This is a genomic window from Bradyrhizobium sp. Unk1 (assembly GCF_059512345.1).
The window spans coordinates 1-7,124 of the sequence record NZ_JCAMOP010000104.1 but is presented as its reverse complement, the minus strand read 5'-3'; the positions used below and the strand labels follow the sequence as shown (position 1 = coordinate 7,124).

General features: G+C 61.3%; 3 protein-coding genes and 3 pseudogenes. 3 read left to right on the top strand and 3 right to left on the bottom strand.

What is annotated here, in order from left to right; genetic code table 11:
* Positions 1 to 76: 76 nt before the first annotated feature.
* Positions 77 to 1,104 (bottom strand): annotated as a pseudogene (locus tag AC5ZFO_RS46670) (IS701 family transposase); the annotation flags it as partial.
* A 141-nt stretch (positions 1,105 to 1,245) separates the two neighbouring features.
* On the opposite strand from AC5ZFO_RS46670, the pseudogene AC5ZFO_RS46665 reads away from it, so the two are divergent.
* Positions 1,246 to 2,363 (top strand): annotated as a pseudogene (locus AC5ZFO_RS46665) (IS630 family transposase).
* On the opposite strand, the gene AC5ZFO_RS46660 reads toward AC5ZFO_RS46665, so the two are convergent.
* Both AC5ZFO_RS46660 and AC5ZFO_RS46655 read right to left on the bottom strand, forming a co-directional pair.
* Entirely contained in the window at positions 2,360 to 4,135 is a 1,776-nt protein-coding gene (locus AC5ZFO_RS46660) for an ABC transporter ATP-binding protein (RefSeq protein WP_496124092.1), read from the bottom strand. The pseudogene AC5ZFO_RS46665 and the gene AC5ZFO_RS46660 overlap by 4 nt on opposite strands.
* A gap of 208 nt (positions 4,136 to 4,343) precedes the next feature.
* A complete protein-coding gene (locus AC5ZFO_RS46655; protein WP_496124091.1) occupies positions 4,344 to 5,477 on the bottom strand; it encodes an AMP-binding protein in 1,134 nt (377 codons plus the stop codon).
* Positions 5,478 to 6,060: 583 nt separating this feature from the next.
* Here AC5ZFO_RS46655 and AC5ZFO_RS46650 point away from each other — a divergent pair.
* Entirely contained in the window at positions 6,061 to 6,351 is a 291-nt protein-coding gene (locus AC5ZFO_RS46650) for a transposase (protein WP_496124090.1), read from the top strand.
* A pseudogene (locus AC5ZFO_RS46645) lies at positions 6,348 to 7,043 on the top strand (IS3 family transposase); the annotation flags it as partial. The gene AC5ZFO_RS46650 and the pseudogene AC5ZFO_RS46645, both read left to right, overlap by 4 nt.
* Positions 7,044 to 7,124 lie beyond the last annotated feature (81 nt).

Below are 7,124 nucleotides of genomic sequence, written 5' to 3'. Positions count from 1 at the left end.
AACGGCTCAGCATCGTCCCAATACGAAGGCCATCCGTCAAATCGCGGGCGACAACGTGCGCGGAAAATCGCGCTTACGTTTCGAAGCTGTCCTCGATGGCCCAGCGATGGCCTTCCACCGCCACCAGCTTCTGCATGGACGTGCCCTTGGGGCACCATGTGGAGAAAAAGGCCAAGCTGCCGTCGGCGATGTTGCGGCGGATCAGAAGACCCCGCGTCCATTCCCCGGCAAGGTCGTCGTTGTATTTCCCTGGCTTCGAGATCGGCCAACTCGAGATAGGCCCAGTCGTGCCAGCGTGGACCTTAGGCGGCGCCAGGCCTTCTTGGGAAGGCTCTGCGCGATCGCGGAGGCGGTGCCGGCAATAGGCTGCGGCTTGCCCCAGGAACGGAACACATGATTGGACGCAACACCCAGAACATAGCCTTTGCCTGCCTTGCGCAGATGGGTTTCGATCTCTCCGGTGCCATAGACGCTGTCCGCCGCCACGAACGAGAACGGCACCTTGGCGACGATCGCGCGAGCGATCATTTGACGCGCGATCTTGGGCTTCGTCGCAAAGCCCTCATCGCTCGGTACATGCGCTGCCTTCAGGCGAGTGGGGTCGTCCGTCCATTCCTTTGGCAGGTAGAGCGCCCGGTCGATGAAGGCATGGCCATGTCGCGACACATAGGAGGCGAACACTCCGATCTGGCAATTGGTGATCTTGCCCGCCGAGCCAGTGTACTGGCGTGCGACCCCGCACGAGGCCTTGCCCTGCTTCAAAAAGCCGGTCTCATCGATGACCAGGACCGCGTCCTCATCGCCAAGCGCTTCCAGCGCGTACTCACGCACAATGTCGCGTAGTGCGTCGGCATCCCACCGCCCCCGGCCCAGGATCGCCTGCTGGCGCCACGGGCCTGGATCGCCGGCCGCTTCCGCCCGCATCCAACCCGTCTTGCGCGGCTCGTTGCCCAACAGTCCGTCGAGAAACTGCCACGCCGAGGCCGCGACCCGCTCCTGCGTAAACAGCGGACGGATGCGTTGCTTGGCATCTCGCAACGATGAAGCCCACAGCGCCAGCGTATTCTCAACCGACGCACCACCAATCATCAGACCCCGAATCATGGTCACCCATGGATTCAGAACCCTCAAGAAAATGCAACTGTAATGCTAGTGTCCCGAGTCACAAATTCGCAATCGTAGGATCGCGTTAGATTCGCACCGCTGTGGCAGACTGGAGGCTGCACAACAGCGACGGAGGATCTGATGGCGACGGAGCGACTTGCGCCCTTGATGTTGAGCGATGATGAGCGCGCTGAACTTCAGTCGCTGACAACGCGGCGAAAGACGGCGCAGGCGCTGGCTCTCACAGCCCGGATCGTGCTGACCTGTGCAGAAGGCGGTCAGAATAAGGAAGTGGCAGCCAAGCTGGGCCTGGAGCGCGGGACGGTAGGCAAATGGCGGCGGCGCTTTGTGGAGCAGCGCGTGGCCGGGCTGCACGATGAGCCGCGCTCGGGCGCACCGCGCAGCATTGACGATGGTCGCATCGAAGCAGTGATCGTGAGGACGCTGGTAAGCTGCCCCGAGAACGCCACTCATTGGAGTTCTCGGGGCATGGAGAAGGCCAGCGGCCTGTCGGTGTCGACGGTGCAACGCATCTGGCGGGCCTTCGGGCTCCAGCCGCACCGGCTGGAGACATTCAAGCTCTCCACCGATCCGAACTTCGTCGCCAAGGTGCGCGACGTCGTCGGCCTTTACGTCTCGCCGCCGGCACATGCCATCGTTCTGTGTGTAGACGAAAAATCCCAAATCCAGGCGCTGGACCGCAGTCAGCCGATGCTGCCGGTGCGTCCCGGTCAGCCGGCTCGAAGGAGCCATGACTACAAAAGGCACGGCACCACATCGCTGTTCGCCGCCCTCGACATTGCGACCGGGCGGTTATCGGCAAGTGTTACGGACGGCACCGCGCCGCCGAGTTCCGCCAGTTCTTGGACGAGATCGAGGCCGCTGTGCCCAGCCAACTCGACGTCCATCTCGTCATGGATAACTACGCCACCCACAAGACCCCGCTGATCCGGAAATGGCTGGCCAAACGGCCGCGATGGCATGTGCGCCTGACCCCGACCAGTTCGTCATGGCTCAATCAGGTCGAGCGCTTCTTCGCGCTTCTTACCGACAAGAAGATCAGGCGCGGCGTCTATCGCAGCGTAGCCACCCTCAGGTCGGACATCGCCTCGTTCATCGAACGACACAACGCTGATCCCAAACCGTTCCGATGGACCAAGTCAGCCGACGACATCCTTGCTTCTATCGAGCGCTTCTGCCGTTACAATGCCCCGGCACAGCACGACGCGATGTTGCGAACTTCTGGTTCAGGACACTAGACGGCCTGCCGCTCGAACAGACTGCGATAGATGCCGCCGGGTTGCACGGTCAGTGCCGGATGCGTGCCCTGCTCGACGATCTCGCCACGATCGAACACCAGGATGCGGTCGAGCCCGCGCACCGTCGACAGGCGGTGCGCGATTACGATCGAGGTGCGGTCCTTCATTAGCCGTTCCATCGCCTCTTGGATTAGCGCTTCCGATTCTGAATCCAGGCTCGACGTCGCCTCGTCCAGGATCAACACTGGCGCATCGGCAAGGAACGCGCGCGCCAGCGCAATGCGCTGCCGCTCGCCGCCCGACAGATTTATGCCACGCTCGCCCACCAGCGTGCCGTAGCCCTTTGGCGATCGTATGATGAAGTCATGCGCATGGGCGAGCCTCGCCGCGTCCTTGATCGCGGCCATGCTGGCGCCGGGTCGGCCATAGGCGATGTTTTCAGCCAACGAGCGGTGAAACAGGATTGGCTCCTGCTCCACGATCGCGATCTGGCTGCGCAGCGACTGCTGCTTGGCTTTCGCAACGTCCTGGCCGTCGATCAGGATCCGTCCGCCGGAGACGTTGTAGAGCCGCTGAAGCAGCTTGACGAACGTGGTCTTGCCGGATCCGGAGCGGCCCACGAGACCGATCCGCTCGCCGGCGCGGATGTTGATCGACAGTCCGTCGTAGAGCGGCACGCGATCGCCGTGATAGAGGAAGGTGACGTTCTCGAACGTGATCCTCCCAGAGTGAATTTCGATCGGCTTGGCGTCGGGAGCATCGATAATGCCGATCGGCTCGCCATAGATGGTAACCAGTTCCTCCATGTCGTTCACCGAGCGCTGCAGATTGTTGATGTGCATCCCAACGTCCCGCAAATAAGCGTGAATAATGTAATAGCTCGTCAACACATAAGTGACGTCGCCTGGAGAGGTCCGCCCCGCTATCCACAGGAGGATGGCGCCACCGATCACCGAAGCACGAAAGCACAAGAGCATCATCAGCTGCACCGTGCTCGTGCAGTTGGACCGCAGCCAGGTGCGCTGCACCCGCGCCCGCCAGCGTCTGACGACCCCGTCAAACCGCGCATCCTCACGCGCCGCAGCACCGAAGGATTTCACCACAGTATTGCAGGTGAGTGCGTCCGCTAGCGTGCCGCTGACTTTGCTGTCCCAGGCGTTGGAGACGCGCGCCGCCGGCGCGATGTAGCCGATCGTGAATGCCGCCGTCATGGCGACATAGATAACTGCGCCGAAGCCGAACACGGCGCCGAGCTCGAGCCAATGCAGGCCGAGCAGGATCGTCGAGCCCACGAGCACCGCGAGAGACGGCAACAATGCCGTCAGGATCGTATGATTAAGCAGTTCGAGCGCCCACATGCCGCGGGTGATCTTGCGCACTGTCGAGCCGGCGAACGAGTTTGCGTGCCAGTCCGTTGAGAAGCGCTGTACTCGCATGAAGCCCCCACGGGCCACATCTGACATGGTCTTCAGCGTGAACGGCACGATCGCCTGCAAGCCCATAAACCGCAGTACAATCGAGAGCAGACCAAGCGCGAGGGTGCTAGCGAACGCAATCAGTGCCGCATGTCGCGCCGCCTGGTCGGAGGGGACCGAGGTCAATGCGTCCACTAGACGGCCGGAATAGACCGGCATGAACAGATCGGCAACCGTCGCCCCCAAGAAGCCGACCAGGACAACAATGGCACGGACTGGCTGCTTCAGCCAGTGCTCCAACGCAAACGGGAGAACCACGCCGATTGCGACGAGGCGTTTGTTATCTTGACTGCTCATGGCGCTAGGGGCTTGCGGCGCACACTGTGTAAAAGCCGTTCGCTCCAAACCCGATGTGCACAATGCTTGGCGCGCCGTCCGAGGGATGCGATAAATGCCCGTAGTCTTTGGGCTGCGGCCGAAGTCTTCTAACCATTCCAACCACTCCTGGCGTAACCGCTGTGCTGAAGCGCCTCACGCTTTGCGTGCTCCTCGAGATCCACTCAAGCTACTGTCCGAATTTGCGACGTGGATTTGCATGCGACGGGGAGAGACTGTCGTTGAGACGATCGGCCGTCCGATTGCGAACACGCGGGTGTACCGTCCCTTCGGTAGGGCCGCGGTTGTTTATGAGCTTGAGAGCCGCTGGTAGAGACGCAGGCAAACGTGGGAGACGATCCCCGCCAACAAGCAAGTACTCCAATCTGGAATTGATGAGCTTATCTTCCAGCGCGAGTGTAGCCAGTGGCGTGATCAAAAATGAAACGGCCAGCGATTGATCTCGCCACCATTGCAGCCGATGCAAGGAATCTCCTGCTGCCGCTCTGGGCGGCAACAGCAATGTGCTGCGGTTACATAACGCAGACCATAGCTCCCACGTGCTGGCATCGAATGCTAGTCCAGCCGTGAGTGCGCAGCAGGATTCTGGTTGCGGACAAAATGCTTGCACATGCCATGCAAGGAGATTGACCAGGCCGCAATGCTCGACCATGCCCCCCTTGGGTGATCCGGTTGAGCCTGTAGTGTAGATCACATAGGCGAGGTGGCGCGAGGTCAGGCCGAGCGCGCGCTGGTCGGGATCCGACGCCGGGAGAGTGGCCCATTCCGGCGTTGCCGTGTCGAGATAGATCACGGCGAGATCTGCCAGCGCCTCGCCGCCCAGCGCGGATCGTCCGGCCGCGTCGGCCAGCAGCAGGCGGGGCGCCGCATCCTCCAGCACCTGGTGCAGCCGCGCCGACGGATAGGCCGGATCCAGCGGATGATAGGCGCCACCCGCCTTAAGGATCGCCAGCAGCCGGACCACCATCGCCACGCTGCGCGCAACGCAGATCGCCACCCGCTGGTCCGGCGACACCCCGAGGGCGATCAGATGATGCGCCAGCTGGTTTGCCCGCGCATTGAGCTCGCCATAGCTGACGCGCTGGTCCTGATAGACCTCCGCCACAACATCCGGCGCCTGGCGCACCTGGGCCTCGAACAGCTCATGGATGCACTGCTGTTCAGGATACATCACCGCCGTCCGGTTCAGATCCTCCAGCAGATACGTGCGCTCGGCGACTGACAGTAGCTCAATCGGCCCAATCGGCTGCTCGGCATCGGCAACAACAGCAAGCGAATTTGGCAAATGCATCCAATCGACCAAATTGAACCCTTAGACTTGGGTCGCGACGATGGTGACGGGTTCCCTTTGCATCTCAAGCAATGGATGTGCCAAATAGTGTTCGACGAGCGTTTCCTCGTGACACAACGCGCCTCTCGCTGCGTTGACAGGGTGTTCCCGACTTGCAGTCGAGCTTCGGACATCGATGTCTTGGAGATGACACAGCTTAATAGTGCCTAGCGGTTCTTGCCCGAGTGAGAACTGGAAGTGTTCGTATTGCTTACCGTGCCGCACATGACGGGCCCGCCTTAGTGATCTTATCTCTCAGCCTTCGCTGATCAATTTCGACCAGAGCCGCTCCGCGAAATCCAGATGGCATTTCATTACGTCCGACGGAGTGTTGGATTTGGCTAGAGTCTTCAGAAGATTCGCTTGAGCGTGCAAAGAGAAAGCAGCCAGCTTTGACCCGTCCTTCAATTCCTCAGCGTACAGGTCCGTTGTCTTTTCGAGAGATCGGTTCCACTCTGGAGACGCAAATGGATGGCTTGATTTGAAATGGACCCCGATTTTGGGACCAGAGGCCGAATTGGAAAAGGGCCGCTCCGTTTGATAGACGGAGGGCATGATGACGAAGAAGACGAGACGGAAGATCGACGCGGCACTGAAGGCAAAGATCGCGCTGGAAGCCGTGCGGGAGCAGGCGACGGTGGCCGATCTGGCCCAGCGCTATGAGGTCCACCCGAACCAGATTTATGCGTGGAAAAAACAACTTCTGGAACAGGCGGCACAGGCCTTTGACGCGGGTGTCGGGCGGGAGAGCGAGGAAACGCGCGAACGCGAGATCGAGAAGCTGCACGCCAAGATCGGGCAATTGACGGTGGAGCGCGATTTTTTAGCGCGGAGGTCCGGAAGATGAGCACGCCGGACCGTCGAGGAATGCTCGATCGCGCCGACATGGCGCTGTCGATCCGCCGGCAATGCATGTTGCTTGGCATCGCGCGCTCTGGGGTCTACCGGCCGCCACGGCCGGCCAACGACAACGACCTTGCCCTGATGCGGCGGATCGACGAGCTGTTCACCGCCTGGCCGTTCCTGGGCTCGCGGCGAATGACCGCGATGCTGAAGGCTGAGGGGCTTCAGGTCAATCGCAAGCGCGTGCAGCGGTTGATGCGTAAGATGGGCATCGCGGCGCTGGGACCGAAGCCGAACACGACGAAGCCGGCGCCGGGCCACAAGATCTATCCCTACCTGCTGCGCAACATGACGATCGACCGGCCGAACCAGGTGTGGGCGGCCGACATTACCTATCTGCCCATCGGCCGCGGCTTTCTCTACCTCGTCGCGATCATCGACTGGGCGAGCCGTGCGGTTCTGGCGTGGCGGCTGTCGAACACGATGGACACATCGTTCTGCGTGGCGGCTTTGGAAGAGGCGCTGGCGAAGTACGGCACGCCGGAGATTTTCAACACCGACCAGGGCAGCCAGTTCACCAGTACGGCCTTCACCGACGCGCTAGCCGGCGCAGGGATCAAGATCTCGATGGATGGCCGCGGCCGCTGGATGGACAACGTGTTCATCGAGCGGCTGTGGAGATCCCTGAAGCATGAGGACCTCGTGTGCTGTGGAAGTCAGGTTTCGGCATGAAGCCTGACGAAGCTTTGTCAGAGATGGAGGATGGCCCTCCGAAGT

What these genes read in the sequence shown, in the direction of transcription:
- AC5ZFO_RS46660 (WP_496124092.1), bottom strand. Translation starts at nt 4,135, where the DNA reads ATGAGCAGTCAAGATAACAAACGCCTCGTCGCAATCGGCGTGGTTCTC.
- AC5ZFO_RS46650 (WP_496124090.1), top strand. Translation starts at nt 6,061, where the DNA reads ATGACGAAGAAGACGAGACGGAAGATCGACGCGGCACTGAAGGCAAAG.